The organism is Corallococcus sp. RDP092CA (assembly GCF_041903675.1).
Taxonomy (GTDB): domain Bacteria; phylum Myxococcota; class Myxococcia; order Myxococcales; family Myxococcaceae; genus Corallococcus.
In genome coordinates this window covers 40,484-65,096 of the sequence record NZ_JAYESI010000026.1, presented here as the reverse complement: position 1 = coordinate 65,096, position 24,613 = coordinate 40,484, and the positions used below count along the sequence as shown (strand labels likewise).

Sequence of the window (24,613 nt, the reverse complement as noted above, 5' to 3'; positions counted from 1 at the left end):
CCGCCGCGTCAGGACCCGGGAGGCCCCCGCGTCTGGGCGCGGACCGCTTGCCGGAGGTGTGCCATGGGACGTGTCGCCAGAGGGGTCTCGGTTCGCTCCGCGCGGTCGCGCTGCTAGCGTCACCGGCGGCGTCCAGCTCCCGTCCGAAGGCCGCGCCCGTGTGAGCGCCGCCTCGGGCCGTGGAGGGCGCCTTCGCCGTGAGGTCCAGGCGGCGTGTCCGCGCGGGGTCGCTCGCGTGCACACCCGGCCGTGCTCCGGCACGGCTCGCAGGAATCCGTCTTCATTCATGTCCTCTTCCAGGCATCGCCGTACCCGCGCGTCCAGCCGGCGCTCGGGCTCCTCGCTGTTCCATTCCGAAGCGCCGTCCGCGCGTCACCTGCGCGTCCAATCCACCCTCTCCGAGGACGTCTCGCTGCTCTTCCGGAGCGAGCTGTCCGACCCCCGCCTCGAAGGCGTCGCGCTGGCGTCGTTCGAGCTGTCCCCCGAAGGCCGCATCGCGCGCATCGGCTACACGCTGCCGCACGACGCGGACCCCGCCGCCGTGAAGGAGGCCCTCACCCGCGCGGAGGGCTTCCTGCGCTCGCGGCTCGCGGAGCACCTGAACCTCAAGCGCACCCCGCACCTGCGCTTCGTCCTCATGGGCACCGCCCCGCGCACGGAACCCGAGGATGGGGAAGGGGGTGACGCATGATGCCCCGCATCCTCGAGGCGCCGCCGGGCGCCGTGCCCCTCCTCGCCTGGGCGCGCGGGGTGCCCGCGGCGGCCCTGAAGCAGCTCCAGCGGCTCGCCGCGCAGCCCTACGTCGCGGAGCACGTGGCGGTGATGCCGGACGTGCACCTCGCCTCGGGCGTGGCGGTGGGCACCGTCTTCGCCACGGAGGCGCACGTCGTCCCCGGCGCGCTGGGCAACGACCTGGGCTGCGGCGTGAGCGCGCACCGCTTCGCCTTCCCCGCCGCCTCGCTGTCGCGCGCGGACCTGGAGCGGCTCCTGTCCCAGCTCGCCCGGGTCATCCCGGTGGGGGACGCGGTGCACCGGGGCCGGGGCCTGCCCCTCCCACCCGCGCTCCAGTCCCCGCCGCTGTCCACCCAGAAGCTCGCCCATGCCTGGGAGCGGCTGGCGCCACGCCACCTGGGCACGCTCGGGGGAGGCAACCACTTCCTGGAGCTGGACCGCGACGGCGCGGGGGACCTCTGGCTGCTCATCCACTCCGGCTCGCGGGGCGTGGGCGGCGCCGTGGGGGAGCACCACCAGCGCGTGGCCCAGGCGCTCGGTCAGGGCACGCCGCCCGCGCTGCGCACCGACACCGAGGCGGGCCAGGCCTGCGTCCACGACCTGGACCTGGCGTGCCGCTTCGCCCGCGCGAACCGGGACGCGCTCGCGGCCCGGGCGCTCTCGGTGCTGGCGGACGTGGTGGGCGTGCCCCCGGACGCGGACAGCGCCGTGGACGTGCACCACAACCACGTCGCCTGCGAGACGCACTTCGGCCGGGCGCTCTGGGTCCACCGCAAGGGCGCGGTGGGGCTGGACGCGGGGGCCCGGGGGCTCATCCCCGGCTCCATGGGCACGGCCTCCTACGTCGTCGAGGGCCTCGCGGAGCCCCGCGCCTTCCGCTCCTGCTCGCACGGCGCGGGCCGCGTGCTCACCCGCGCCGAGGCCCGCGCCCGCATCCGCCCGGACGCGCTGGCCCACGCCCTGCGCCGCGTGGTGTTCGACCCGGGGCGGGCCCGCGCCCTGGTGGAGGAGGCGCCCGCCGCCTACCGGGACGTCGCCGAGGTGCTGGAGGACGAGGTGGACCTCGTGACGCCCCGCGTCCGGCTCACGCCCCTGGCCGTGCTGAAGGGCTGAGGGAGGGCGCGCCTGTCGGGTGGATGACAGCCCGTCCCCCTGCCAGCCGCCCGGGTGGCCTCCGGGGGGAGTGATCCACCCCCCCGCACTCCACGGATGGCGGGGCTCGGCGTCGGAGTGGGTTCCCGCGCCCGTCAAAGTGCCGTAGTATCAGCCCACGAGTACGCGTGCGAACCTGCTGGGGCGTCGTCTAATGGCAGGACGTCAGACTTTGACTCTGATTATCAAGGTTCGAATCCTTGCGCCCCAGCCACTCCGCTCCGGGGGGGACGCGGTCCTGAGTCCGTCCGGAGTTTGAAGGCGGTGGGCTGATGCCGCAGAAGACGCTCCTGCTGGTCACCGTGGGCAGTCCACCGTCCGCGCTCGTGAATGCCTTGCAGGAACCGCTGGCGACGCACCTGGGCGTCAGCGCGGTCGTGGGCCGGATGGCGCTGTCCTCCCCGGCCTACGCCTTCAACAAGGACCGGAGCCAGTACCACTGCAACGCCATCATGCGCCGGCTGGGCACGGTGCTGGACGAGGCGCGGCGGGACGCGGGGACGGGGGACGCGCGGCCGGACCTGGTGATGGGCGTGACGGACGCGGACCTCTTCGAGCCGGACTCACCCTTCGTCTTCGGCCAGGCGGACCGCGAGTCCAAGGTCGCGGTGATGAGCCTGTTCCGGCTGCGCCAGGGCGCGGAGGGGGAGCAGCTGCGCCGCCGCGTGCAGGTGGAGGCGGTGCACCAGGCCGGCCACCTCATCGGGCTGTCGTACTGCGAGGACTCGCGCTGCGTGATGTTCTTCCCGCAGTCCGCGCAGGACATCGACCGTAAGTCGCTGGGCCCCTGCAACGTCTGCCGCAACGAGCTGAACCGCCTCAACCGCTGAAGCCGTGCGCGCTCCCGGACACGGGCGCGCGTGAATGCCTCCGTGCGCGTTGACGTCCTGTCCCGCGCGCCCTGTAGTGTGGGCGCGCGAAGCGCGAGTGACAGGGCCGGCACGGCGGGAGACACAGCGATGATGGGCATGCGGCGATGGCTCGGGGGCGTGGTGGCGGTGGGGGTGTTGGGGGCGTGCGAGCCCCTGGACGCGGGCGGTGGTGGCACCATCGGCGAAGTCCTCTTCGACCGGGGCTTCGCCTTCGTGCGCGATGACCGGAACATCTACGTGGTGGACGACGACGGCGACCCCAACAGCCCGCAGCGGCTGACGACGGGGGGTGGCGCGTACACGCCGTCCATCTCCAAGAACGGCAACAGCATCGTGTTCGTGCAGCGCTCGGGCAGCACGTACTCCCTCCAGACGGTGCCCACCACGGGCGGCCCGGTGGCCACGCTGCTGAGCACCAACGACGCGGCGTGCGGCAGCTGCACCAACTTCCGCGGGCCCACGTTCAGCCCGGACGGCCGCACCATCGTCTTCGCGTTCGAACGGACGCCGGGGGCGCTGAGCACGCTGGGCCGCATCGCGGTGGATGGCAGCGGCTTCGTGGAGCTGACGCCCAACGCGGGGGGCGTCGCCTTCGGGTCGCCGTCCTTCTTCCCCAGCGGCAACACGGTGGTGGCCCCCGCGGGCGACAGCGCCTCCTACTACAACAGGCTCGCGTTCGTGCCGTTGAGCGGGGGCTTCGCGCAGTACTCGTACCTGGGCAACGAGGTGCTGGCCGCCGCGAACCGCGCGGTGGTGTCCCCGGACGGGCGGCAGGTGGCGCTGGACGCGCGGCTGTCCAGCGGCAGCACGCGCATCTTCGTGGGCAACGTGACGGCCACCGGCCTCAGCGGCTCCCTGCGGCGGCTGACGGACTACACCGCGAGCGCGGTGCAGGAGAGCTTCCCCAGCTGGGTGAGCAGCACGGAGCTGGGCTTCCTCTTCAACGACTCCGGCGGTGACCCGAGCATCTACCGCGCCCCGGTGTCCTCCACGGCCAGCTCCGTGACGCTCGCGGTGCCCTCCGCGAACGAGCCCTTCTACGGGCCCAACTAGTACGCGCCCCGCGGGCGCTTCTCCCCGCTGGGAAGCGGCTTTCCGTGCGGCTGTGGCGCTTCGTGGTTCCGGAGCTTGCCCGCGGGGGGGGAGCCGCGCGGCGCCGGGGCCTTCTTCGAAGGCGCGTTCATCAGCACGATGACGGCCAGGAGCAGGAACACCCCCGCGCCGAGCAGGCCGCTCAGGACCATGAGCGGCCCGAGCTCCGTCCCCACGCGCTGATGGCGGTGGGGGTTGTCCGGCAGGTAGCGGACCTCCAGGGCGTCTCCCACGGAGCTCTGGCTCCCCCCGAACAGCCCCCGCCGTCGTTCCCGGTATTCGCCGTGGATCTCCCCGCCTTCCGGCAGGGGGAAGGCGTACTCCACGATGTTGTACTTCCAGTCCAGCAGGCTCCGGCGGACGGAGACCACCTCGCCGTAGGCGTGCAGGCCCTCCTCCCGCAGCCTCACGGTGAGCCGCCGCTGGAGCAGCATCCGCGCCAGCATCCACAGGGGCGCTCCCACGAGGAGCACCACCATCAGCATCGCGTTCATGGGCATGGCGTCTCTCCCGGGCTAGGGCGAGTGCCGCAGTTCCTGCCGGCGGATGTCCTCGATGAGCCAATGGGCGCTCAGGACGCCGAGGACGCCCACGGACAGCACCAGCACGAGGAGGACGGTCCCCCGGATGACGTCCCTCCGCTCGACGCCGGCGCCCACCCGCATGTTGTGGTGCGGCAGGTCCGCCAGGTAGACGACCTCGACGGTGGAGCCCGGCTCCCAGTCCCCGGCGTCGGCCGCGCCCCGGAAGTTGCCGTACATCCGCGAGCCGTCCGGCAGGGCGAAGGCGTAGAAGACGTGGCGCTGTTGGCTGCGCGCATACCTCGTGACGCTCTGGACCTCGGCGTGCACGCGCACGCCCTCCTGCCGCAGCCGCACGGTGAGGCCCCGGTACTTCAAGAGCAGTCGCCACAACAACACGGGCACGCCCACGAAGACCGCGATGAGGAGCAGGAGGAGCGTGTCATTCATGGCGGCGCTCAGGATGGCGGGGACGGGGACGCGGAGGCAACCCGGGGGCCTCCGGCGCCGCCTTCGCCAGCGGCGCCACCCGCCCCATGAAGCTGAGGGATACCTCGAAGCGCGCCACGCCGTGCCTCCCGCCCGCCCCTTAAGCGGGCACCCGGCGACGCGAAACGGCAATGCCCTCCGCGCCCCGCCGTAGAGCCCGCGTGCGGGGCCCTCCCTGGCGTCGCGTCCGCCGAAACGCCATGCTCCGCGCGTCCTGCCGGAGGTACGCACCGTGTCCCTGTTCGATGCCGTCGCCGCGGGTGACCGCGCCGCCCTGAGCGCCCAGCTCGACGCGGGCGCGGACCCCAACCCCTTCGACGTGGAAGGGCGCACGCCGCTGATGGTGGCCGCCCGCGCGGGCCGGGACGACCTGGTGCGCGTGCTGCTGGAGGCCGGCGCGGACCCCTCGCTGCCGGACGCCGTGGGCGAGACGCCCTACGTCTCCGCCGCCGCCTACGGCCACGTCAACGTCTGCGCGCTCCTGGCCCCGCACGCCACCGCGGACGAGAAGGACATGGCGCGCACGCTGCTCAAGAATCAGGGCCTCGACGAAATCCCCTCGCGCCCCTCGCGCCCGTCCGAGGTCCCGCCCGGCGGCCTCCGCCGCAAGCTCGCCTCCGCCGGCGCCTACGTCACGAGCAAGCTGGGCGACGACGGCGCCACCAAGAGGCTGGAGCGCGTGCTGCGCTCGGAGGGCAACGCCCCCAAGGGCCGCAAGTAGTCGCCCACCTCCGGAGAAGGCGAAGGGCCCGGCCGCTCCCGCTTCGGGGAGCCACCGGGCCCTCGTCACAGCCGGAGGCGCGCTCGCGCTACTCCGGCTTGGCGCTCACCACGGGGCTGGGCGCCACCGTGCCGCCCTTGTTGCTGACCTCCATCGAGTCCGCCACCAGCTCGGTGATGTCCTTGATCTGGATCTGCTCGCGGCCGGTGTCGTTCTTCGCGTCGTTGAGCATCGTGGAGCAGAACGGGCAGGCCACCGCGACGATGCCCTTGCCGCCCGGCTCCTTGTAGTCGCCCACCATGCCCGGCTTCTTCTTGTCCGCGGCGTCGGGGAAGGGCGTGCTCGGGTCCTCCGCGTGCTTGAGCGTGAGGGCCACCTCGTTCATGCGGTTGTGGTTGATGCGCGTGCCGATGTGCTCCTCCATCCACATCCGGCCGCCACCGGCGCCGCAGCAGAAGCCCTCGCGCTTGCTGCGCTGCATCTCCACCACCTCCAGGCCCGGGATGCTCTGGAGCACTTCGCGGGGCGCGTCGTACACGCCGTTGTGCCGGCCCAGGTAGCAGGGGTCGTGGTAGGTCAGCTTCGTCCCGGCGTTCATCACCGAGGACAGCTTGATGCGCTTGTCCTTGAGCAGCTCGTTGATGAGCTGCGTGTGGTTGATGACGCGGTACTCGCCGCCGAACTCCGGGTACTCGTTCTTGATGGTGTTGAAGCAGTGCGGGCACTGCGTGATGACCGCCTTCACGCCCATCGCGTTCCAGGACTCGACGTTCGTCTTGGCCAGCGTCTGGTACAGGTACTCGTTGCCCATGCGGCGCGCGGAGTCGCCGTTGCACATCTCCTGCTTGGACAGCGTCGCGAAGGACACGCCCGCCTCGCGCATGATCTTCACCAGCGCGCGGCTCACCTTCTTCTGCTTGTCGTCGTAGCTGCCCGCGCAGCCCACGAAGAACAGGTACTCGTACTCGCCGCCGTCACCCCAGGTGGGCAGCGCCAGGTCCTCCGCCCACTCGTCGCGCCGGTCCTGGCCCAGGCCCCAGGGGTTGCCCTGGCGCTCCATGCCCTCGAACACGCGCTGGATCTCCGGCGGGAACTCCGCCTTCACCTGCACCTGGTAGCGGCGCATGTCGATGAGGCGCGGGACGTTCTCGATGAACACCGGGCAGGCCTGCTCGCACCAGCCGCAGCTCGTGCACGCCCACACCGTCTCCGCCTTCAGCGCGGTGCCCACGATTTCCGGCAGGGGCTCCTTCACGCCGTTGGGGCCGTAGCCCTCCTCCACCCAGCGCTCGTTGTCCCAGATCCAGTGCTTCAGGTCCTGGTTCACGGCCTTGTGCGTGAGCGGCTTGCCCGTGATGTACGTGGGACAGTGCGTCTGGCACCGGCCGCACTCGGTACAGGAGTACAGGTCCAGGCCGTTCTTCCAGGTGAGGTCCTTCACCGTGGCGGCGCCGAACTCCTCCTTCTCCAGGTTGGGCGTGGGCAGCTTGCCGGTGGAGTGCGTGCGCTGGAAGAAGACGTTGGGCAGGCCCGTGATGATGTGGAAGTGCTTGCCCAGCGGCAGGAAGTTCAGGAACGCCAGGATGATGGTCAGGTGGATGAAGAAGCCCGCCACGCCCAGCACGTGCGCGACCGGGTGGCCCAGGGGCATCATCGCCAGGCCGGTCAGGCTGGTGAGCGGCTCCCACCAGACCATCGCGGCCGGCGCCGCCGGCACCTGCGTGGCGCCCATCGGCACCTGCTGCGCGGCGGCGTGCGCGGCCACCATGTGGCTGCCGCCGAACATGAACTCGGTGATCATCAGGGCCGCGATGAAGCCCAGGATGAGGTAGGCCTCCCAGGACTGGGACATGCGGTCCGGCTTCACCTTCCAGCGCGTCCACACGAAGAACGCCACGCCCAGCAGCGCCAGCCCGGCCACGACGTCCTTCACCAGCAGGTAGACCTTGTAGAGGAAGAGCAGCGGCGGCGCGGCGTCCCACGCCGGGTGGGAGAGGTCGGTGAGCACGTCCAGCGCGGTGGACGAGAAGCCCATCACGAACAGCATGACGGTGCGCAGCGCCAGCACCATGAACGCCGCGTAGATGAAGATGTGGAACAGGCCCGGCGTGAACTCCTCCGGATCCACCATGCGCTTCTGGCCCAACCCGAAGCGCACCAGCTGCGCCACGCGGTAGGGGATGTGGTCCAGCCGGTTCTCCTTCTTCATCGCGAGCAGCACGCCCACGCGGCCGGACATCGTGATGACGAAGATGGAGATGAAGCCTGCCAGCAGCAGGCCGGTGATGATGGGGTTCATGGAACCTCGAGACCCTCTGGGGCCGCACGACGGCAACGCCGGGTTGCTGCGACGCGGCAATTCTGGAGTGTCAGTCAACCCTAGCAGGGGTGATTCGCGAATCAAGCGCCGTTCCGAGGCCCTGTCCCGCAGCGTTTTCTCCACCGCGTCCGGGCCGCCCTCCAGGGCAGGGGCGCTCTGCCTCGCTGACCCCGCCGTTCCCGCACGCGAACGCCCCCTGCCTGTCATGCCGGAAGGCAGGCGGCCGGGCATGCCGCGCTGGAGCTCACAGGAACTTGGCTGCCCCGAGGGCTTTACAAAACAGGGGTAGGGGCTCACCATGTCCGTAAATCGGTCAAGATGAACTTGTAAAGGGACCCGCATGGGGCGGGCCCGGTTGGCCGACGCAGGGCGTCCAAGGGGACGCGAGCCGTCAAGGGCCGCACACCCCGTGAACGGAGCGCCGAGGAGCCGGACATGAGCCACGACGAGAGCACGTACCTGGACGAGGGGCGGGACGACCTGGAGCTGACGGCCGAGGGCGAGTCCGGACGGGCGGTGCAGCCGCTGGAGCCCACCGAGGACCGGCGCTGGGGCCACCTGCCCGAGGAGGCCTGGGGTGGCTGGAGCGTGGTGGAGTGAGGCCCCGCCCCCGCGGCCCGTGGCCTGCGCGGGGGCCTTCGCTGGCGAGCCTGTCGGACAGTCGGACAGGTCCTGGGATTTGCACTCCCGGACGCTGATGCGGTGCGCTGGACGCCGTGACGCTCCCCGCCGTGGGCCGGGTCGAGCCTCCGGACGCGGGTCCCCCGGTTGACCGGTGTCGGACCTCAAGGAAGTAAATTCGTAAACACTGGGTGTCCCTGCGGAAAAGCAGGTGCTTGTGGGTGAGGCGGGGCGCGCGGAGGGGTGTGGCGGCGCCGGAGCGCGGGGTGATCGCCGGGCGTGGACGGGCCGTGAGTGGGGGAGGCCCCGGTCGGGCGGGACACGTTGCTTTCACGACCGGAAACCCGACATCCTTCCTGGCATACGCGACAGGACCTTCTGGGAGACGGACGCGGGCCCGTGCACAGGGGCGTTCCGGGGCTCCAGGGCGTCGTCGTGACAGGATTGGCAGGCAGGATGGGCCCACCCACCATGCGGGAGCGCGGATGAAGCAGATGGCCTGGGCAGTGGAGCGCGACGCGGAAGGCGGCCGCGAAGTGCTGCTGCTGGTGACCCTGGAAGCCGAAGCGGAGACGCCTCGGGCCCCGGTGGCGGTGAACCTGGTCATCGACCGGAGCGCGTCCATGCGGGGCGCGCCGCTGGCGGCGGCGGTGGAGGCGGCGCGAGCGCTGGTGGAGCGGGCGGGCCCCAAGGACTACGTCGGCCTGCTCACCTTCGACGCGGACGCGGAGCAGGTGCTGCCCGTGCGCGCCATGGAGCCGGGCGCGAAGGCGGCCTTCCTGAAGCTGCTGTCCCGCCTGGACTCCGGCGAGGGCACCGCGCTGCACGAGGCCGTGGAGCACGGCGCGGAGGCCGTGCGGCGCGTGCTGGTGCCGGGCGCCCGGCCGCAGCTGCTCATGCTCACGGACGGCGAGCCCTCCGTGGGCCCCACCGCGCTGGGCGAGTTCAAGGTGCTGGGCCAGCGGGTGCACGACTCCGGCGTGGCCCTGCACGCGCTGGGGCTGGGCAAGCACTACCTGCCGGAGATCCTGGAGGCCCTCACGGCGCCGTCCGGCACGGGCTTCACCCACGTGGACGACGCGGAGGGGCTGCCGCTGGCGGTGGGCGCGCTGGGCGCGGAGCTGTTCGGCGAGGTGGTGTCGGACGCGCGCGTGTACGTGCTGCCCACGGGCTTCGCGGACCTGCGCTGCCGGCACCGCTACCCGTCGCGCGTGGAGGGGGACGCGATGAGCGCCGCGCTGGGGGCGGTGTCGCACGCGTTCCCGCGCCGCGTCCTCTTCGCGGGCGTGCTGGAGAAGGGCGACTGGAACCTCACCGTCACCGCCTCGTACACGGAGAACGGCGACACCCGGCGGCTGTCCGTGCCGGTGACGCGCCTGTTGCCGGACAGTGACGAGGGCCGCTTCGTGCGCGCGGTGTCCGCGGAGCTGGAGCTGGTCTCCCATGAGGCCGCTGCCTGGAAGGCGCTCTCCCGCCGTCAGCAGGACGCGGCCGAGCGGGCGCTCGAGGGCGCGGACAAGGGGCTCTACAAGCTGGCGCGCCTGGGCTCCGCGGAGGTGCCCGCGCAGCGGCACGTGGACCGTCTGGCGGACCTGCGCCGGGCGGTGGAGCGCCGGGCCGCCCAGCCGTCCGCCCTGGGGGTGCGCCGGGCCCAGTCGGAGGTGTCGCGCATCACCATGAGCCGCATCGGGCCGGCGCTCGCCGCTCCGGCCCCGGCTCCTGCCCGGGCGGCCCTGCCCGCCGCGGCGAACGGGGGCGCGCCGCCGCAGGCCGTGACCCTGGACAGCGGCGGGCACCTGCCCTGGAAGACGGGCGGCGGCGAGTCGTAGGGCCCCCCCCGAAAGTCACCCTCCGGGGGCTTCGAGCGTAGAGGGACTGCGCGGGGCCGGGGGTGACCCCCGACGTCGGGCGTGCGGGCATGCGGAATGCCCGGCCGCCTGGAAGGTTGAGTGCATCCCGCGGGGACGCATCCCAGGTAGCACGGCGTTTCCAGGTGGATTAACGGGAGTCGCATGACGCATCCGTGGAGCAAGAGGTCTGGAAGCCGGCTCGGTGGGCTGGGGGCGGTGGGCGCGTTGCTGTTGGCGGCGTGGGCCCAGGCCGCCGCGCTGCCCGCCACCGCCGTGGGCAGCACCGCGCCGGACGAGGGCGACCCGCGCCTGGAGGGCGCGCTGCTCCTGGACGCCACGCAGGTGAAGGCGGGCGGCGACTTCCGCGTGGGCGTGCGCCTGAAGCTGGACCCGGAGTGGCACGTCTACTGGAAGAACCCGGGGGACTCCGGCTTGGCCACGGAGGTGTCGTGGGACGTGCCGGGCGTCACGGTGGGGGAGCTGCGCTGGCCCTTCCCCAGCACGTTCCGCACGCCGGATGGCTTCATCACCACGCACGGCTACCACGACGAGGTGCTGCTGTTCGCGCCCGCGCGCGTGTCGGAGAACGCCAGCGGCACGCTGAACGTGTCGGCGGCGGTGGACGCGCTCGCGTGCAAGGTGCACTGCATCCCCGCGCAGCTGGTGCTGACGCGCACGCTGCCGGTGGGGCCGGAGACGGTGTTGGACCCGGAGTTCGCGCCGCGGTTCGACGCCGCGCAGGCCCAGGTGCCGGCGCCGGTGGGCGCGGAGGGCGCGCCGCGCGTGGCCCTCAAGCTGGACGGCGCGACGCTGACGGCGGGCCAGCCCTTCACCGGCACGCTCACCGTGACGGGGGCGGACGGCAAGCCGTTCGCGGGGGGCGTGGAGGGGGACTTCTTCGTGCCCGGCCGCATCGCGGGCGTGGACAGCGTGGCGCTGACGCAGACGGCGCCGGGGACGTACGCGCTGAAGGGCCAGGCGTCGTCGGTGGTGCCCAAGGGCGAGCCCCGGCTCACGGGCGCGCTGCGCCTGGGCACGCAGGCCCAGGGCTACACGGCGGTGGACGTGGACACGGCGCTCGCGCCGGTGGTGGCGGCGGCCGGGGCCGCGCCTCCGGTGGCGGGCGCGGCGCCCTTGAAGGTGCCGTCGGTGAAGGACGCGGTGGGCAAGGTGCAGCCCGCGGCGGCGCCTCCGGTGGCGGGCGAGTCGCCCCTGGGCCTGGGGCTCGCGCTGGTGTTCGCGTTCCTGGGCGGCGCGCTGCTCAACCTGATGCCGTGCGTGTTCCCGGTGCTGGCGCTCAAGGCGTACGGCTTCACGCGGATGGTGCAGGAGGAGAAGGGCAAGGTGGCGCCGCACGCGGCGGCGTACGCGGGCGGCATCCTGGCGACGATGCTGCTGCTCGCGGGCGCGGTGCTGGCGGTGCGCGCGGGTGGCGCCAGCGTGGGCTGGGGCTTCCAGTTCCAGGAGCCGCTGTTCGTGGCGGGCGTGAGCGCGGTGCTGGTGGCGTTCGCGCTCAACCTCTTCGGGGTCTACACGCTGGGCGCGGACGGCACGGCGCTGGCGGGCAAGGTGGACCAGAGCCACGGCCTGATGCGCAGCGCGGGCGAGGGTGTGCTCGCGGTGGTGCTGGCCACGCCGTGCTCGGCGCCGCTGCTGGGCACGGCGGTGGGTTTCGCGTTCGCGGCGGGCCCGGCCACGGTGGTGGCGGTGTTCGTGGCGCTGGGGCTGGGGCTGGCGCTGCCCTTCTGTCTGCTGGTGCTGGTGCCGGGGCTGGCGAAGCGGCTGCCCAAGCCGGGCATGTGGATGGAGCGCGGCAAGCAGTTCCTGGGCTTCGCGCTGCTGGGCACGACGGTGTGGCTGGTGTGGGTGATGGGCGGGCTGGCCGGCGTGGACGGCATGGCGCGGCTGCTGGCGTTCCTCATCGCGGTGGGCCTGGGCACGTGGCTGTACGGCCAGTCGCAGGGGCTGGAGGGCGGGCGCCGGGGCGTGACGCTGGCGCTGGCGGCGCTGGTGCTGGTGGGCTCGGGGGCGGTGGCGCTGCGCTTCGAGGAGGCGCAGGCGTCCATGGATGCGCGCGGCGCGGTGGCGTCGTCGCACGGCGGGGCGCAGGCGTGGGATGAGGCCGCGGTGTCGGCGGCGCTGGCGGCGGGGCAGCCGGTGTTCGTGGACTTCACGGCGGACTGGTGCCTCACGTGCAAGTTCAACGAGCGCACGGTGCTGTCGCGCGACGACGTGCGGCAGGCGTTCCTGAAGCACAACGTGGCCTTCTTCGTGGCGGACTGGACGCGGCGGGACGCGCGCATCACCGCGAAGCTGGCGGAGCATGGCCGCGCGGGCGTGCCCATGTACCTGGTGTTGAGCCCGGGCGCGCCGGACAGGCCGGAGGTCCTCAACGAGCTGCTCACCGCGGACAGCGTCATCCAGGCGGTGCAGCGCGCGGCGGAGTGCGGGTCGCCGTTGAAGGGTGGCTCGGTGGTGTGTGCCCGGCCTTGAGCCGGGAGTGAAGTGGCGGTTGGGCTGTTCGTTGCGCGGCGTTCAACTCATTGGAGGTTCCTTCATGAAGCAGGTCTTCAAGGCACTCGCTCTCACCGCGGCCTTCGTGTCCGCTCCCGTCTTCGCCGCGGACACCGCGGAGGTGGGCAAGCCCGCTCCGGCGTTCACGCTGAAGGACGAGGCGGGCAAGGCCCACTCGCTGTCCGAGTACAAGGGCAAGGTGGTGGTGCTCGAGTGGACGAACCCGGAGTGCCCGTTCGTGAAGCGGCACTACGAGGCCAAGACGATGCAGAACACGCAGAAGGGCTTCGACGCGAAGAAGGTGGTGTGGTTGACGGTGGACTCGTCCTCCACGCACAACGCGAAGAGCGCCGCCGAGTGGAAGAAGAAGGAGGGCTTCAGCCAGCCGGTGCTGCTCGACACGGACGGCGCGGTGGGCAAGAGCTACGCGGCGAAGACGACGCCGCACATGTACGTCATCGACGGTGAGGGCGTGGTCCGCTACGCGGGCGCCATCGACAACGACCCGCGCGGCAAGGAAGCCAACAAGGTGAACTACGTGCAGACGGCGGTGGACTCGCTGCTCAACGGCAAGCAGGTGGCGACCCCGACCTCCGAGCCGTATGGCTGCTCCGTGAAGTACAAGAGCTGAGCGACGGTCACGTCGTGAAGTTCAAGGCCCGTGTCCCTGCGAAGGGACGCGGGCCTCTTCATTCCGCGTCGCGGTGGGCGTAGTCGGGGCCCAGGCCTTCGATTCGGTAGGTGTTGCCGGGGTAGGTGCGGTTGCGTGTCGTCTCCAGGGTGGAGGGGTAGCGCTCCAGCGAGACGTGGCGTTTGACGCGCTTGCGCAGCTTGAGCGCTCCACGGACCAGGCCGCCGACCCAGGCGGGTGGGGCCTCGAACTGGATGGCGGGTAGCAGGCGCGGTGGCACCAGGCTGAGGCTGATGGGCGCCACCAGCGGACGCAGCGGCCCTGGCACCCAGCCGGCGAGGATGTCCACCGTGGATCGGGCCACGCGGTGGCTGGCTTCGTTGGGCACGAACTCGCGGGCCTCGTAGTCGCGGATGAAGGCGTCGTAGGCGGCCTTGTCCTCGGGGATGTCCTTCAGGCCCATGCGGCGGCCGACCTCGCACCAGTAATGGAACCAGGCCTCTTGCTCGTGCGCGGTGAAGGGGCGCCAGCCGAAGTCGTTCATCCACTGGATGGGGAAGTCGATGAACGTCCACAACACGAAGAGGAAGTCCTCGTTCGGGATGCGGAAGAAGGAATGGATGTGATTCATCTGCTCCAGCGAACGGCGCCCATCCTCTCCCTCCCAACCGCACTCCATGAACCGCGCGATGAGCAGCCGCGTGTCGTCGTAGCGCTTCTGGCCGCGCTTGTTGAACTCGCCCGTGCGGTCCAGCAGGCGGGAGACGGAGCGGCTGCCGTAGGTGTGGAAGAGGGCGATCTCCGTGGACCGCACGATGTCGAAGGGGAACTCGTAGTTGGTCAGCAGGTGCACGATGCGCTGGCAGTCGCGCCGTGCGTCCAGGGCGGCGATCTCCCGGCTCACCTCCGGCAGTCGCGCTCGCCAGAAGGGCTTGCGGTAGACGGGGCCGGGCACGTGGGCCGCGCGAGGGTTCCCCGCGCCGCTGAAGGGGCAGCCCGAGGCGACGGACGCCTCGGGGGGATAGGCCGGGTCGGTCATGGCGGGGCGGCTCCGGGAAGCGAGACGGCGCGGGATGCTAGCCCGCTCCATGACGGCACGCCGTGGCCTTGAAGGGCTGGCCGGCGGAAGACCTTGTCCGAGGCGACAGTGCGCCGGACCTTGTCTTGAGGCGCAGGACATCCAGACAGGAGACGCGACCATGGCCAGCAACAAGGGGCCGCCGGTGAAGGGGCCCGAGCGCACGGATACCCACAGCGCGGAGGAGCTGGAGCGGGAGGCCCGGCACCAGCGTCCAGACACCGAGCGGGGCGACGTGACGGACGAGGACGTGGGCGAGGATCGCATCCTCCAGAAGGGCCTTGGCGGCTACGGCGCGCAGAAGGGTACGGAGCCCGCGAGGGAAGCGCCGCCGCTCAGCGACGACGGCGAGCGGTAGCCGTTGCCCGCCGCGCGCGGGATGGGGCCTCTGAAGACTTGGAGTGCCGCCAGGGACCCTGCGCGGCTGGGGCAAGGGCGTGTTCGTGGTCGATGGCATGGGCCTGATGCTGACGTGTCCATGAGTCTCAGCCGTGTGCGTGCCATTCGAGCCCACCGGGCAGGGACATGACGACCATCGCGGGCGCCCGGCTCCACGCGGGCTCGTGCACACGTGGCACCGGCGCCGCGAAGCCTCACGCCGCCACCGGCTCACGGCGGCGGCGGGCCCGGGCGGAGACCTCCCGGCGGCGGCCCTTGCGCAGCACGTCCAGGTGGACCTCCTCCTCGCTGGCGAGCGCCATCAGCCGTTGCAGGTCATCCACGCTGTTGACCGGCCGGTTGTTGATGCCGAGCAGCAGGTCGTCCGGCTGGAGGCCCGCGTCGTCCGCGGGCGTGCCCTCCTGCACCTTCAGCACGCGCACGGCGCGAGGTTGGCCGGTGTCCTTCGCGAGCGCGGGCTCCAGGTTCACCGCCGTGGCGGCGATGCCCAGGAACTTCCGGTCCACCCGGCCGCGCTGGATGAGCAGGCTCGCGACCCAGGCCGCCGTGGTGGCGCTCACCGCGAAGCCGATGCCCTGCGCGAACGGCAGCACCAGCGTGTTGAGCCCCACCACCCGCCCACGCGTGTCGAGCAGCGGCCCGCCCGAGTTGCCTGGGTTGATGGCCGCGTCCGTCTGGAGCATCCCCTCCAGGATGACGCCGTCGGGCAGCGTGATGGAGCGGTTGATGGCGCTCACCACGCCCAATGAAACGGACTGCTCCAGCCGGAAGGGATTGCCGATGGCCATCACCAACTGACCCACCCGCACCGTCTCCGGAGCCGCGAGCGGCAGCGTGGGGAAGCCGTCCCCCTCCGCGCGCACCACCGCGAGGTCCGTGGGGGCGTCCGCGCCCACCAGCGTGCCCCGGCGCTCCTCGCCGCCGTGGAGCTGCACGGTGAGGCGCCTGGGCGTGCGCATCACCACGTGCCGGTTGGTGAGCACGTAGCCGTCCGGCGTGAGGAACAGGCCGGTGCCGTGGCCTCGCGCGTGCTCCACGCCCACCACCGCTGGAGCCGCGCCGGCCACGAGCCCCTCCAGGTCATCCGAGAGCTGCTGCAACAGGTTCATCGCCGGCTCCTTTCAAGAACGCTTGCCCACGGTGATGGGCACCTCGCGCAGCTCGCCCGCGCGCAACACCTTCGCCGGGACGGACGTGCCCACCTTGTCGTCGCCCAGGTAGCCCAGCAGGTCCTCCACGCCGCGCAGCGTCTGGCCGCCCAGGCTCACCAGCACGTCGCCCATCAGCAGCCCTGCCTTCTGCGCGGGGCCGTCCGGATCCACGGAGAGCAGGATGAGGCCCGCCTTCGCGCCCTCGAGCTCCCGCGGCAGGCGCACCGGGTAGGCGCCCACGCCCAGGTAGCCGCGGCGGACGCCGCCGTGCTCGCGCAGCGAGCTCGCCACGCGCGTCAGCGTGCCGCCGGGGAGGACGACCGCAGCGGTGCGCGAGAAGGCCGCCGTGGGGATGCCCAGGAAGCGGCCCTGCGCGTCCACCAGCGCGCCGCCGGAGAAGCCCGGAGGCAGGTCCGCGTCGGTCTCCAGGTAGCGGTCCACCTGTCCGCCCGCGTGCGTGCGCCAGTCGCCACCGAACGCGCTGACGATGCCCAGCGTGGCCCGCGCCGTGCGCCCCGGCCGGCCGAGGGCCAGCACGATATTGCCGACCTTCACGTCATCGAGCGGCGCGGGCGCGAGCGCCGGGAGCCCGCTGGCGTCGGCCTTGAGGAGCGCGAGGTCGGTGCTCGGGTCGCGGCCCACGAGCTCGGCGGACACCGAGCGGCCGTCCGCGAGCCCCACCTGGATGGAGCCCTCGTGTTCGACGGCGTGGCTGGTGGTGAGGATGTGGCCGTCGGCATCCCAGACGACGCCGCTGGCGCCCCGGCGGCGGCGGGCCTCGACGCGGACGAGGGAGGGCGCGATGCGCTCGACGACGGTGGAGATGGACTGTGAGAGGGATTGGAGGGCGTCGGTGGACATGGCGTGTTCCTTTCGAGCCAGAAGCTAAAGGGCTCGAAGTCGCGCCACATCGGCGGACCGGGCAGGACGGCGACCCAGCCCTTCGGGCAGGTCGCCCCTCCATCCGGTCAGGGCCCTGGTTTTTCGAGCAGGGCGCCGCCCGGGCCAAAGCCCAGGGACAGGCACAGCACGCGGCGTCCCTTCACCTGCGGCGCCCGCCGCGCGGACTCGGCCGCCAGCTCCGCGTCGTTGAGCACGAGCACCGGCCCTCCCTCGTCCGGCAGGCCCGCGTGGGCGAGGATGTCCTGGACCAGGGACGCCGCGCCCTCGAAGCCGTAGGTGCAACCTCCGGGCAGCAGGCGCTCATCCAGGGGACACGGCAATGCCAGACACAGCGCGTCCGGAGGCTCGCCCGTGCCCTCCGCGAGGAACGTGCGCAGCGCTCCCGCGATGAACGCCACCGTGTCCCGGACGTGATGGCCGTCCGCGGGGCGCGGCTGACCGATGAACAGCGGAGGCAGGGTCGCGAGGTCGCGCTCGACGACGCGCGTGGCGCCGGGCCGCGCGAGCTTGAGGCTCGTCTGCCCCACGTCCACGCAGAGGGGACTCCGCGCGCCCTTCGCCTCCAGCATGCGCAGCCCCGCGCGCACGGGCGCGAAGCGTGGTGACAGCGCGATGTGCACCGGGCAGCGCAGCGCCGCCGTGGCCTCCCTCACCGCCGCGGGAAAGCCGTCCAGCTCCGCCAGCCCTCCGCTCAGGTACGCCGCGTCCGGCGCGTGCTGCTTCGCCAGCAGGAAGAGCGCCTCCGCCAGCGGGAGCATCACCCGGGCCGAGAGCGTGGCGCCGGGAACGCCCGCGCGCCGGTCGTCCTCCACCCACGGCGAGCCCAGCACCTCCCACAGCTCGCGGCCGAACACGGGCAGGTTCCACACCTCCAGCGAGGTGACTCCCTCGGGGCGGTGCCGGCGGGGGCTCCACTTCGAGCGGCTCATGTCACCAGCCCGGCGATGCGTTCGGCGGCGGTCCTCGCGCCGTCCTGCGCGCGGTAGGAGCGGGAGATCTCCGCCACGCGGTCGCGCATGGGGGACTCCGGCGCGAGCAGTCGCGCGATGGCCTCGCGGCACGCCTCCACCGTGAGCGTCCTCGGGTCCCTCGCGAGCCCGGCGCCAGCCTTCTCCAGGAAGTGCGCCTGCACGGGCTGGTCGTTGCACACCGGCAGCAGCAGCATGGGCACGCCCGCCGTCATCGCCTCCATCACGGAGTTGGCGCCGCCGTGGGAGATGAACGCCGCCGCGCGCTCGAGTACCTGACGCTGGGGCGTGTAGCGCACCGCCACCACGTCACCGGGCAGCGTGCCCGGGAAGTCCGTGTCCGCCAGCTCGCCCGCGCACAGCACCAGCGTCACGTCGAAGGGCTTCGCGGCCTCCGCGATGAGGCGGAACAGCTCCGGCTGATACGAAATCTGGCTGCCGAAGGACACGTACAGCACGGGCTTTCTTCCCAGGCGCTCCCAGGGGAAGGGCACCTCGTCGCCCCGGCGTTCGGGCGGAACGGAGGGACCCACGAGCAGCGTGTGCGGGGGCACTCCCGCGTCCGGGCCCAGGAACGCCTCGGTGGCGAAGATGACGTTGAGCCTTGGCGACAGGCACTCGCAGGTGCGGAAGCGCGCGTCGAAGCCGTGACGGCGGAACAGGGCCTGACGGTCTTCCTTCAGCGCCCCCACGTTGCGCAGCAGGGCAATCTCCGGCCGCGGCTCCAGCAGCGTGAGCGCGGAGGACACGCCCGCCCAGGGGATGCCCTCCGTGTGCGCCGCGAGCACCGCCGCGTACTGCATCCCGTCCAAGGCCATCACCTCCGGACGGAAGGCGCGCACCACCGCTCGTACAGGCTCCAGCATCGCGGGGACCGAATCCAGGAGCAGGCCCCGGATCCACCTCCCCAGCGCCACGTCATCGAGCACCAGCTTCGCCAGCGCCTCGCCTCCGGTCTCGATGCCCGGTGGCGCGGCTTCGACGTGCGGCAGGCGCAGCACCTCCACGCCCAGGGACTCGAGCTGCGGCGCGGGCTCGGGGATGCACAGCCAGCCGACGGTGTGCCCCAGGCGGCGCAGCCATTGGGCCACGCCGACCATCGGGTTGAGGTGACCCTTTTCAGGAGAGGTGGCGATGAGGACTCGGGACATTCAGGAGGGCGCCTCGGTGTGAGCCTGGAGCATGGCCAGGGACACGAGGCGCATCAACAGGCGATCCATCGGATCGGCCCTCGGGTCGTCTGGCGACAGGCGGGTGTAGCGCTCCAGCAATCCCAGCACCGCCCGCGAGTCGATGACCTGGAGGGGCCCCAGCCGCGCGGGAGACAGCCAGGCGCGATACAGCTCCAGCCAGCGCGCCCGCACTGGACTGGAGAGCGCGGTGTGCCCATACCGGGGCGTCTTGCGCGCGAGGCGGACCTCCTCCGGCACCAGCGACCGCACCGCGTGCCGGAACAGCCACTTGCCGAACCCCTCCCGCAGCAGCACGGACTCCGGCAGGGCCAGCGCCACGCGCGCGAAGCCTTCATCCAGATACGGCGTGCGGACCGTGAGCCCATGGGCCCGGGCGCCTCGCAGCTCGGGCGGGAGGATGAGCTCCGTCAGCACCCACCTGGCGTAACGCAGCTCCTCGGTGGGGAGCGCATCCTCCGAGGGCAGCTCCCACGGCGCGGCGAGCCCGGTCCCCAGGTTGTCCACAGGGGGGGCGCTCGGGGCGTGATCGCTGTCTTCGCCCTCGGAGACAGTCCTCAAGTTGTCCACAGCCGGGGGGGCTCCGCGAGGGTCCCTGGCTTGATCGGCACCACGGCCGTCCGAGGACAGCGCTCCCGTGGAGGGAGGCGTGGATGGCTTTGATTCCTGATCGCGCCGCGGGGCCCCGTCCCGAGGGCTGTCTGACTTGTCCACAGCCCCCGGTGCCTCGCGGGGGAGGGGCGCATGATCGCGCGAGCCGGCCTGGAGCGGCGTCCACGGGTTATCCACAGCCGCCAGGACCTGCGCGGCCAGGGCCCGGTCCTCGTCCACGCGGGCCTTCGCGGAAGGAATGGCGCCGGGGGTGCCTCGCAGCACTTCATCCGCCCCCGCGCCGCTCAGGAGGACGGGGCCCGCGCCCTGCCGCCGGGCCTCCAGATAGAACACAGCGCTGGCCACGGCCCGGGCGTTGAGGATGACGGTCTGGTTGGCGAGGACCGCGTGCTCGAACAGGTCCGGGAGCACGGCGTCCGGGATGAGCACGTCCACCAGCTCCGCGCCCGTCACCTTCGCCATCCGCCGCGCGTTGCTCCGCTCCACCGCGTCCGCGAAGTGCACGTCCATCGTCCACGCGCGTACCTTCCCGGGGGCGTGCCGCGCGGCCATCGCGCACAGGGCCGCGCTGTCCACGCCGCCGCTCAGGCTCACCTCGTGCGCGCCTGCCTCCACATGCGCCCGCACGGTGTCGGACCAGGCCGCCAGGAGCCGCGCCGCGAGCCCTTCCTCGTCCCGTGCCTCCACCTCCCGGACGACACGGGGGAGCGCCACGTCGATGCGCAGCCCCGCGTTGGACGCACGGGCATGGAGCAGCAGGTCGCTCACCGCCCGAGGAGACAGGCCGCGCGCGGGAGCCCTTCCAGAAGGCGACACCTTGGGATCGCGGGTCGGCATGCGGGCCGCATCATAGGGGCCTTGGCCCGCCGTATCAGGGGGAAGCGGGGTGACGGTGACGGCCCGTGACGGCGGCGGGTGGAATATCCTCCCGGAAGGCGCTTCGCTTCACACGAGCAGGGGAGGGCGGGACATGCGGGAGGAGGCAGTGGAGGTCGTGCTGCGGGAGCGCTTCGGACTGGAGTCCTTCCGGCCCGGACAGCGCGAGGTGCTCACGGCGCTGCTCCAGCCCCACGGCTCCGCGCTCGCGGTGTTCCCCACGGGCGGGGGCAAGTCGCTGTGCTACCAGCTCCCCGCGCTGCTCCTCGAAGGGCTCACGGTGGTGGTGTCACCGCTCATCGCGTTGATGAAGGATCAGATCGACGCGCTGGCGCGGCGGGGCATCCGCGCCGCGCGGCTGGACTCCTCCCTGTCGCTGGAGGAGGCCCGCGAGGTGACGCAGGCCCTGCGCGACGGGACGCTGAAGCTCCTGTACGTGGCTCCGGAGCGCTTCAACAACGAGCGCTTCATGGGGCTCCTGCGCGAGCTGCCCATCTCGCTCTTCGCGGTGGACGAAGCACACTGTGTCTCCGAGTGGGGCCACAACTTCCGGCCGGACTACCTCAAGCTCGCGCAGGCGGCGCGCACGCTCCGGGCGGAGCGCATCCTGGCGCTCACCGCCACGGCCACGCCGCAGGTGGTGCACGACATCTGCGAGGGCTTCGGCATCCCGGAGTCGCACGCGGTCGTCACCGGCTTCTACCGGAACAACCTCACGCTGGAGACCACGCCCACGGGCCCGGAGGCGCGGGACGCCCTGCTGGTGGAGCGGCTCAAGGCGCGGCCGCCCGGCCCCACCATCGTCTACGTCACGTTGCAGAAGACGGCGGAGCGCGTGGCGGAGCTGCTGCGCGCGGAGGGCTTGTCCGCGAGCGCCTACCACGCGGGGCTCGAAGCCGAGGAGCGCGAGCGGGTGCAGGAGGCATGGACCCGCTCCGCGAAGGGCATCGTCGTGGCGACCATCGCGTTCGGGATGGGCATCGACAAGGCGGACGTGCGCGCCGTGTATCACTACAACCTGCCCAAGGGCCTGGAGAGCTACAGCCAGGAGATCGGCCGCGCGGGCCGCGACGGAGCGCCGTCCGTCGTGGAGCTGCTCGCGTGCCCGGACGACGTGCCCACGCTGGAGAACTTCGCGCTCGGGGACACGCCGCTGCCAGAGGCGCTGACGGCGCTGGTGAAGGAGCTGCTGTCCTCGGGGCCCGAGCTGCACCTGGACCTGTACGCGCTGGGAAACCGCCACGACCTGCGGCCCCTGGTGTTGCGCACGGCGCTGACCTACCTGGAGCTGGAGGGCGTGCTGCGCCAGGGCACGCCGTACTACGCGGGCTACAAGGTGCGGCTGGCGGACTCGGTGGAGGCGCTCGCGGGGCGGTTCCAGGGCGAGCGCGCCCGCTTCGTGAAGGACCTGTTCGCGCACGCGAAGAAGGGGCGCACCTGGTACACGTTCGAGCCCTCCGAGGTCGCGCAGGCGCTGGGCCAGCCGCGAGACCGGGTGGTGAAGGCGCTCGACTACTTCCAGGAGCAGGGCTACGCGGAGGTGCAGGTGGCCGAGCCGCGCCAGCGCTACACGCGGCTGCGCGAGCGCGAGGACGCGGAGGCGCTCGTGGCCCTGCTGCAGGAGCGCTTCCAGAAGCGCGAGGCCCAGGAGGTGTCACGGGTGCGCGACGTCCTCCGGCTCGTCATGCACGACGGCTGTCAGAGCAACGCGCTGGTGGCCCACTTCGGCGAGCGGCGCGAAGCCCCCTGCGGTCACTGCACCTGGTGCCGCACGGGCGTGGCGCGCGTGCTGCCACCGCCGCGCCCCCGGCCGGAGCTGCGGGCGCAACTGGACGTGGCCACGTTCCGGTCGCTCGTGGCGAAGCACCCGGAGGCGCTGGGGCATCCCCGGCAGGCGGCCCGCTTCCTCTGTGGCCTGAGCAGCCCCGCGCTCTCCAAGGTGAAGCTCGGTGGGCACAAGCTCTTCGGCGTCCTGGCCGAGTACCCATTCGCCCAGGTGCTGGCGTTCTGTGAAGCCCCGTGAACGTTCAGCGGATCGCGGTCATCAGGGCCGGTGAGAAACGGGCAGGGAGGTTCGACCCTGCGCCCTGGAGACGTCTACACATTGATAGGGACAGGACGGTAGGCTGACTCATGGCGACGCTGATTCCCTCCCTCAACCAATGCCTCTCGCGGATGCAGGCCGGGGAGAAGCGGTTTGCCCGCCGGTTGGAGGAGAAGCTCGAGGACGACTACCTGCTCTGGTACGACGTCCCCATCGGGGGGACGGGGCACCACCCGGACTTCATCATCCTGCACCCTCGCCGGGGGCTGCTCGTCCTCGAGGTGAAGGACTGGAAGCGCGACACCCTCCGGAGCATCGACAAGACGCGCGCGGTCCTGATGACGCAGGCGGGCCTCAAGGAGGTGGCCAACCCCTTCGAGCAGGCCCGCCTCTATGCCCAGGAGATCGCGACGCTGCTCCAGCGCGACCCGCTGCTCGTGGGGGCCGAAGGCCCGCATCGGGGGCGACTGCTCCTGCCCTGGAGCTACGGGGTCGTGCTCTCGAACATCACCCGGAAGCAGTTCGACGATGGACAGCTGGGGAAGGTGCTGCCCCCCGCTCATGTCATCTGCCGGGATGAGATGGCGGAGGACGCCGACCCTGAGGGCTTCCAGCAGCGGCTCTGGGACATGTTCCCGTGGTCGCCCACGCAACCCCTCTCATTGCCTCAGTTGGACCGGATCCGCTGGCACGTCTTCCCCGAGCTGCGGATTGGCACGGGCCCGCTCGCCCGCTCCGCGCCAGTCCAGGCGGAGCTGGAGCTTTCGGTTCCGGACCTCATCCGCATCATGGACCTCCAACAGGAGCAGCTGGCTCGCAGCCTGGGGGAGGGACATCGCGTCATCCACGGGGTGGCGGGCTCCGGCAAGACGATGATTCTGGGCTATCGCTGCCTGCAACTGGCCCGGACGCTTCATCGCCCCATCCTGGTCCTCTGCTTCGGGAAGCCGCTCTATGGCTGGCTGGAGCAGATGCTGCGAGCCCAGGGACTGTCAGGGCAGGTGGTCATCCAGACATTCCATGCCTGGTGCCACGCTCAACTCCGCCATTTCCATGCGGGGCTCCCGCCGCCGGGGCTGTCGTCCGGTGAGTTCGCCGAGCAGCTCGTTCAACGCGTCATCGCCGCCGTGGATCGCGGCCTCATCCCCCGGGCACAATACGGGGCGGTGCTCATCGACGAGGGCCATGACTTCCAGCCGGAGTGGTTCAAGCTCATCTCGCAGATGGTGGACCCGGGGACGAACTCGCTCCTGCTGCTCTACGACGACGCCCAGTCCATCTACCCGCATCGGCGGTTCAGCTTTCGGAGCGTGGGCATCCAGGCCCAGGGCCGTACCACCATCCTGCGGCTGAACTACCGCAACACCGCGGACATCCTCCGGTTCGCCGCCGACTTCGCGCGAGAGGTCCTGACGCCCAGCGACGCGGACGAAGATGGCGTTCCGCTCGTCCAACCCCAATCCGCGGGACGCCGTGGACCTGTGCCGACGATCGTCGAGCTGCCGAGCCTGCATGAGGAGCTGCGCTACATCGCGGGGCGCTTCCAGCAGCTCCACGCGGAAGGCCACGCCTGGAATGAGATGGCGCTGCTCTATCGGAGCGCGGACATCGGCCAGCGCGCCGTCCGGCAGCTGACCCACCTGGGTATTCCGCTGCAATGGGTGGGCAAAGGCGCTGGCCAATCCGCCTTCAAGTCCTCCGAAGCCAGCGTGAAGGTCCTGACGTTCCACTCCAGCAAGGGGCTGGAGTTCCCCGTCGTCGCCATTCCACGCCTCAAGCGACCGGCACCCGAGCGGCCCGATGCCAGGGAGGAAGCTCGCCTGCTCTACGTGGCCATGACCCGTGCGATGGAGCAGCTCGTCCTGACCGCGAGCTGA

The 24,613-nt window shown here is 71.8% G+C and carries 21 protein-coding genes and 1 tRNA gene; 13 read left to right on the top strand and 9 right to left on the bottom strand.

Annotated features, from left to right (window positions below; genetic code table 11):
* The first annotated feature begins 286 nt into the window (after positions 1 to 286).
* The 5 genes from U8525_RS25205 to U8525_RS25185 all read left to right on the top strand — a co-directional run bounded on the left by U8525_RS25205 (position 287) and on the right by U8525_RS25185 (position 3,809).
* Complete coding sequence (locus U8525_RS25205) at positions 287 to 691, top strand: ribosome-binding factor A (protein ID WP_374268867.1); 405 nt, start codon at positions 287 to 289, stop codon at positions 689 to 691.
* Positions 688 to 1,845 carry an RtcB family protein gene (locus U8525_RS25200; protein WP_374268866.1) on the top strand — a complete coding sequence of 386 codons (1,158 nt, stop codon included), beginning with the start codon at positions 688 to 690 and terminating at the stop codon, positions 1,843 to 1,845. Before U8525_RS25205 ends, U8525_RS25200 begins: the two co-directional genes overlap by 4 nt.
* Before the next feature lie 179 nt (positions 1,846 to 2,024).
* Positions 2,025 to 2,098: transfer RNA gene (locus tag U8525_RS25195), tRNA-Gln, on the top strand.
* 58 nt (positions 2,099 to 2,156) lie between these two features.
* Positions 2,157 to 2,714 carry a non-proteolytic archaemetzincin-like protein gene (locus U8525_RS25190; protein ID WP_374268865.1) on the top strand — a complete coding sequence of 186 codons (558 nt, stop codon included), beginning with the start codon at positions 2,157 to 2,159 and terminating at the stop codon, positions 2,712 to 2,714.
* Positions 2,715 to 2,852: 138 nt separating this feature from the next.
* Complete coding sequence (locus tag U8525_RS25185; RefSeq protein ID WP_374268864.1) at positions 2,853 to 3,809, top strand: TolB family protein; 957 nt, start codon at positions 2,853 to 2,855, stop codon at positions 3,807 to 3,809.
* On the opposite strand, the gene U8525_RS25180 is transcribed toward U8525_RS25185, so the two are convergent.
* Together U8525_RS25180 and U8525_RS25175 are read right to left on the bottom strand one after the other, a co-directional pair.
* Complete coding sequence (locus U8525_RS25180) at positions 3,806 to 4,348, bottom strand: DUF3592 domain-containing protein (protein WP_374268863.1); 543 nt, start codon at positions 4,346 to 4,348, stop codon at positions 3,806 to 3,808. The genes U8525_RS25185 and U8525_RS25180 overlap by 4 nt on opposite strands.
* Before the next feature lie 15 nt (positions 4,349 to 4,363).
* A complete protein-coding gene (locus tag U8525_RS25175; protein ID WP_374268862.1) occupies positions 4,364 to 4,819 on the bottom strand; it encodes a DUF3592 domain-containing protein in 456 nt (151 codons plus the stop codon).
* A gap of 271 nt (positions 4,820 to 5,090) precedes the next feature.
* On the opposite strand from U8525_RS25175, the gene U8525_RS25170 reads away from it, so the two are divergent.
* The gene (locus U8525_RS25170) at positions 5,091 to 5,579 is read left to right on the top strand and encodes an ankyrin repeat domain-containing protein (protein WP_374268861.1); all 489 of its coding nucleotides are present in this window, start codon (positions 5,091 to 5,093) and stop codon (positions 5,577 to 5,579) included.
* An 88-nt stretch (positions 5,580 to 5,667) separates the two neighbouring features.
* Here the strand turns inward: U8525_RS25170 and U8525_RS25165 are convergent, their stop codons facing one another.
* A complete protein-coding gene (locus U8525_RS25165) occupies positions 5,668 to 7,878 on the bottom strand; it encodes a (Fe-S)-binding protein (protein ID WP_374268860.1) in 2,211 nt (736 codons plus the stop codon).
* 456 nt (positions 7,879 to 8,334) lie between these two features.
* On the opposite strand from U8525_RS25165, the gene U8525_RS25160 reads away from it, so the two are divergent.
* The 4 genes from U8525_RS25160 (at position 8,335) to U8525_RS25145 (ending at position 13,515) form a co-directional block, all read left to right on the top strand.
* On the top strand, positions 8,335 to 8,499 hold the full coding sequence (locus U8525_RS25160; RefSeq protein ID WP_374268859.1) for a hypothetical protein: 165 nt from the start codon (positions 8,335 to 8,337) through the stop codon (positions 8,497 to 8,499).
* A gap of 506 nt (positions 8,500 to 9,005) precedes the next feature.
* Complete coding sequence (locus tag U8525_RS25155; RefSeq protein ID WP_374268858.1) at positions 9,006 to 10,349, top strand: VWA domain-containing protein; 1,344 nt, start codon at positions 9,006 to 9,008, stop codon at positions 10,347 to 10,349.
* 183 nt (positions 10,350 to 10,532) lie between these two features.
* Positions 10,533 to 12,863 carry a protein-disulfide reductase DsbD family protein gene (locus U8525_RS25150; RefSeq protein WP_374268857.1) on the top strand — a complete coding sequence of 777 codons (2,331 nt, stop codon included), beginning with the start codon at positions 10,533 to 10,535 and terminating at the stop codon, positions 12,861 to 12,863.
* A 64-nt stretch (positions 12,864 to 12,927) separates the two neighbouring features.
* Positions 12,928 to 13,515, top strand: coding sequence for a redoxin domain-containing protein (locus tag U8525_RS25145; protein ID WP_374268856.1), 588 nt, complete (start codon positions 12,928 to 12,930; stop codon positions 13,513 to 13,515).
* A 58-nt stretch (positions 13,516 to 13,573) separates the two neighbouring features.
* On the opposite strand, the gene U8525_RS25140 is transcribed toward U8525_RS25145, so the two are convergent.
* Positions 13,574 to 14,554, bottom strand: a complete 981-nt coding sequence (locus U8525_RS25140) for an oxygenase MpaB family protein (RefSeq protein WP_374268855.1) — start codon at positions 14,552 to 14,554, stop codon at positions 13,574 to 13,576.
* A gap of 160 nt (positions 14,555 to 14,714) precedes the next feature.
* Here U8525_RS25140 and U8525_RS25135 point away from each other — a divergent pair, with 160 nt between their 5' ends.
* Positions 14,715 to 14,951 (top strand): hypothetical protein, encoded by a 237-nt coding sequence (locus U8525_RS25135; RefSeq protein ID WP_374268854.1) that lies wholly within the window; start codon positions 14,715 to 14,717, stop codon positions 14,949 to 14,951.
* Between the two features lie 235 nt (positions 14,952 to 15,186).
* Here the strand turns inward: U8525_RS25135 and U8525_RS25130 are convergent, their stop codons facing one another.
* The 5 genes from U8525_RS25130 to U8525_RS25110 form a co-directional block, all read right to left on the bottom strand.
* Entirely contained in the window at positions 15,187 to 16,101 is a 915-nt protein-coding gene (locus U8525_RS25130) for a S1C family serine protease (protein WP_374268853.1), read from the bottom strand.
* 12 nt (positions 16,102 to 16,113) lie between these two features.
* Complete coding sequence (locus U8525_RS25125) at positions 16,114 to 17,004, bottom strand: S1C family serine protease (protein ID WP_374268852.1); 891 nt, start codon at positions 17,002 to 17,004, stop codon at positions 16,114 to 16,116.
* A gap of 107 nt (positions 17,005 to 17,111) precedes the next feature.
* Positions 17,112 to 17,975: an ROK family protein gene (locus tag U8525_RS25120; RefSeq protein WP_374268851.1), complete on the bottom strand. Its 864-nt coding sequence runs from the start codon at positions 17,973 to 17,975 to the stop codon at positions 17,112 to 17,114.
* Positions 17,972 to 19,165 carry a glycosyltransferase gene (locus tag U8525_RS25115; RefSeq protein ID WP_374268850.1) on the bottom strand — a complete coding sequence of 398 codons (1,194 nt, stop codon included), beginning with the start codon at positions 19,163 to 19,165 and terminating at the stop codon, positions 17,972 to 17,974. The genes U8525_RS25120 and U8525_RS25115 overlap by 4 nt, the downstream gene beginning before the upstream one ends.
* Positions 19,166 to 20,653 carry an asparagine synthase-related protein gene (locus tag U8525_RS25110; protein ID WP_374268849.1) on the bottom strand — a complete coding sequence of 496 codons (1,488 nt, stop codon included), beginning with the start codon at positions 20,651 to 20,653 and terminating at the stop codon, positions 19,166 to 19,168.
* 133 nt (positions 20,654 to 20,786) lie between these two features.
* On the opposite strand from U8525_RS25110, the gene U8525_RS25105 reads away from it, so the two are divergent.
* Together U8525_RS25105 and U8525_RS25100 are read left to right on the top strand one after the other, a co-directional pair.
* Positions 20,787 to 22,715 carry an ATP-dependent DNA helicase RecQ gene (locus U8525_RS25105; RefSeq protein WP_374268848.1) on the top strand — a complete coding sequence of 643 codons (1,929 nt, stop codon included), beginning with the start codon at positions 20,787 to 20,789 and terminating at the stop codon, positions 22,713 to 22,715.
* A gap of 110 nt (positions 22,716 to 22,825) precedes the next feature.
* The gene (locus U8525_RS25100) at positions 22,826 to 24,613 is read left to right on the top strand and encodes a DEAD/DEAH box helicase (protein WP_374268847.1); all 1,788 of its coding nucleotides are present in this window, start codon (positions 22,826 to 22,828) and stop codon (positions 24,611 to 24,613) included.

What these genes read in the sequence shown, in the direction of transcription:
- U8525_RS25205 (WP_374268867.1), top strand. Translation starts at nt 287, where the DNA reads ATGTCCTCTTCCAGGCATCGCCGTACCCGCGCGTCCAGCCGGCGCTCG.
- U8525_RS25180 (WP_374268863.1), bottom strand. Translation starts at nt 4,348, where the DNA reads ATGCCCATGAACGCGATGCTGATGGTGGTGCTCCTCGTGGGAGCGCCC.
- U8525_RS25130 (WP_374268853.1), bottom strand. Translation starts at nt 16,101, where the DNA reads ATGAACCTGTTGCAGCAGCTCTCGGATGACCTGGAGGGGCTCGTGGCC.
- U8525_RS25135 (WP_374268854.1), top strand. Translation starts at nt 14,715, where the DNA reads ATGGCCAGCAACAAGGGGCCGCCGGTGAAGGGGCCCGAGCGCACGGAT.
- U8525_RS25145 (WP_374268856.1), top strand. Translation starts at nt 12,928, where the DNA reads ATGAAGCAGGTCTTCAAGGCACTCGCTCTCACCGCGGCCTTCGTGTCC.
- U8525_RS25190 (WP_374268865.1), top strand. Translation starts at nt 2,157, where the DNA reads ATGCCGCAGAAGACGCTCCTGCTGGTCACCGTGGGCAGTCCACCGTCC.
- U8525_RS25200 (WP_374268866.1), top strand. Translation starts at nt 688, where the DNA reads ATGATGCCCCGCATCCTCGAGGCGCCGCCGGGCGCCGTGCCCCTCCTC.
- U8525_RS25110 (WP_374268849.1), bottom strand. Translation starts at nt 20,653, where the DNA reads ATGCCGACCCGCGATCCCAAGGTGTCGCCTTCTGGAAGGGCTCCCGCG.
- U8525_RS25140 (WP_374268855.1), bottom strand. Translation starts at nt 14,554, where the DNA reads ATGACCGACCCGGCCTATCCCCCCGAGGCGTCCGTCGCCTCGGGCTGC.
- U8525_RS25125 (WP_374268852.1), bottom strand. Translation starts at nt 17,004, where the DNA reads ATGTCCACCGACGCCCTCCAATCCCTCTCACAGTCCATCTCCACCGTC.
- U8525_RS25150 (WP_374268857.1), top strand. Translation starts at nt 10,533, where the DNA reads ATGACGCATCCGTGGAGCAAGAGGTCTGGAAGCCGGCTCGGTGGGCTG.
- U8525_RS25165 (WP_374268860.1), bottom strand. Translation starts at nt 7,878, where the DNA reads ATGAACCCCATCATCACCGGCCTGCTGCTGGCAGGCTTCATCTCCATC.
- U8525_RS25120 (WP_374268851.1), bottom strand. Translation starts at nt 17,975, where the DNA reads ATGAGCCGCTCGAAGTGGAGCCCCCGCCGGCACCGCCCCGAGGGAGTC.
- U8525_RS25155 (WP_374268858.1), top strand. Translation starts at nt 9,006, where the DNA reads ATGAAGCAGATGGCCTGGGCAGTGGAGCGCGACGCGGAAGGCGGCCGC.
- U8525_RS25100 (WP_374268847.1), top strand. Translation starts at nt 22,826, where the DNA reads ATGGCGACGCTGATTCCCTCCCTCAACCAATGCCTCTCGCGGATGCAG.
- U8525_RS25175 (WP_374268862.1), bottom strand. Translation starts at nt 4,819, where the DNA reads ATGAATGACACGCTCCTCCTGCTCCTCATCGCGGTCTTCGTGGGCGTG.
- U8525_RS25115 (WP_374268850.1), bottom strand. Translation starts at nt 19,165, where the DNA reads ATGTCCCGAGTCCTCATCGCCACCTCTCCTGAAAAGGGTCACCTCAAC.
- U8525_RS25160 (WP_374268859.1), top strand. Translation starts at nt 8,335, where the DNA reads ATGAGCCACGACGAGAGCACGTACCTGGACGAGGGGCGGGACGACCTG.
- U8525_RS25185 (WP_374268864.1), top strand. Translation starts at nt 2,853, where the DNA reads ATGCGGCGATGGCTCGGGGGCGTGGTGGCGGTGGGGGTGTTGGGGGCG.
- U8525_RS25105 (WP_374268848.1), top strand. Translation starts at nt 20,787, where the DNA reads ATGCGGGAGGAGGCAGTGGAGGTCGTGCTGCGGGAGCGCTTCGGACTG.